This is a genomic window from Micromonospora sp. CPCC 205546 (assembly GCF_036902715.1).
Classification (GTDB): Bacteria; Actinomycetota; Actinomycetes; order Mycobacteriales; family Micromonosporaceae; genus Micromonospora.
The window spans coordinates 1-1,476 of sequence record NZ_JBAKHL010000152.1 but is presented as its reverse complement, the minus strand read 5'-3'; the positions used below and the strand labels follow the sequence as shown (position 1 = coordinate 1,476).

At 74.7% G+C, this 1,476-nt stretch carries 1 protein-coding gene; it reads right to left on the bottom strand.

Annotated elements, in window-relative coordinates:
* Positions 1-30: 30 nt before the first annotated feature.
* Positions 31-744 carry an MSMEG_4193 family putative phosphomutase gene (locus V6U77_RS29760; RefSeq protein ID WP_334610058.1) on the bottom strand — a complete coding sequence of 238 codons (714 nt, stop codon included), beginning with the start codon at positions 742-744 and terminating at the stop codon, positions 31-33.
* Positions 745-1,476 lie beyond the last annotated feature (732 nt).

The following is a 1,476-nucleotide window of genomic DNA, read 5'->3' as shown; positions in this document are numbered from 1 at the left end:
GGCACCGTGGGCCCGGGCGCCGCCCGCCGGTCACCGGCCCGCTCCCGCGCCGCCACCGACCGGGGCGTCGGAGTCGGCCGCGCCGGCCGCCTTCGCCGCCCGCCGGCGGCGCTTGCGCGGTGGCGGCACCAGCCCGGCGAGGTCGCCGCCGGTGTCGTTGAGCCGCAGCAGGAACGGCCGCAGCGGCGTGTAGCGGATCGCCGTCACCGAGGCCGGGTCGGCCACGATCCGCTGGAACAGATCCAGGTGTACGCCCAGCGCGTCGGCCACGATCGCCTTGATCACGTCGCCGTGGCTGCACGCCAGCCAGACCGCCTCCGGGCCGTGCTCGGCGGTGATCCGGGCGTCCCACGTACGCACCGCGGCGACCGCCCGCGCCGCCATCGCCGCCATCGCCTCGCCCTGCGGGAAGACCGCGGCGCTGGGGTGCTGCTGGACGACCGGCCAGAGCTGCTCCCTGGCCAGCTTCTTCAGCGGCTGTCCCTCCCAGGCTCCGTAGCCGCACTCGATCAGACCCTCCTCCACCACGGGGGCGACCCCGGGCAGCGCCAGTTCCAGGGTCTGCCGGCACCGGATCAGCGGGCTGGTCACCACCGCCGCGAGCGGCACCGCGCGCAGCCGCCCGCCGACCGCGCTCGCCTGGGCCCGACCCGTGTCGTCCAACTCCACGGGCTGGCGGCCGGCCAGACCTCCGTCCGCGTTCGCGGTCGTCCGGCCGTGTCGCAGAAGCAGAAGGGTCGCCACAGCACCACCCTATGACCTGCGCCCGACGTCGGTCGCGCTCCGGCGGGCGTGGGACGGTCAGGTTGCGTTCCTCGGGTCGCCGCCCCCGCCGGTCATCGGCCGTCACTGGTTGCGGTGCCCCCGTGGTGGGGGTGTGGCCGCCGTAGCCGGCGGTGGGCGTCAGGCGTGACCCCTGGCGCCGGGGCCACCTGCCCCCGTACATGAGTGTGGCTCGGCGGCACCCGTGGCTCCTGGTACGGAACCGCCCGGCAAGGGCCTCCCGCGCCAGGATCCCCAACCGGTCGCGACCACGACGCGCATGGTGTCCGGTCACGCCATCGGTGTCGGGTGCGGCGTCGGGGCGCGGTGGTCGTGGCGTCGCGATCGGGGCGGGTGTCCGGTTCGGGTGTGACCGGGGACGTCGTGGGGGCGGAATCGTGGCGGGGGCGGGGTCGTTACACCCTGCGTACGACCGAGCAGGACCGCACCGACCCCACGGGTGGTGTGCCAAGGCCCCGGAATGATGGCGGGCCGGCGGTCGTTACACATGGTCCGGCCGACGTGAGGGCATCCCCCGCCCCGCGAACAGCCCGACCCTCCCGGTCGACACGGCCGATCTGGTCTTCCTTCGGCGGGACGCCGAAGATCCCCTGAGTTCATGAGCGCCGGACGGTGCTTGCATCCGCACAGCCGAATCCCCCTTTCGGTGCGGGTGCCGACCCCCGAATGGAGCATCTGCGATGAACACGATCC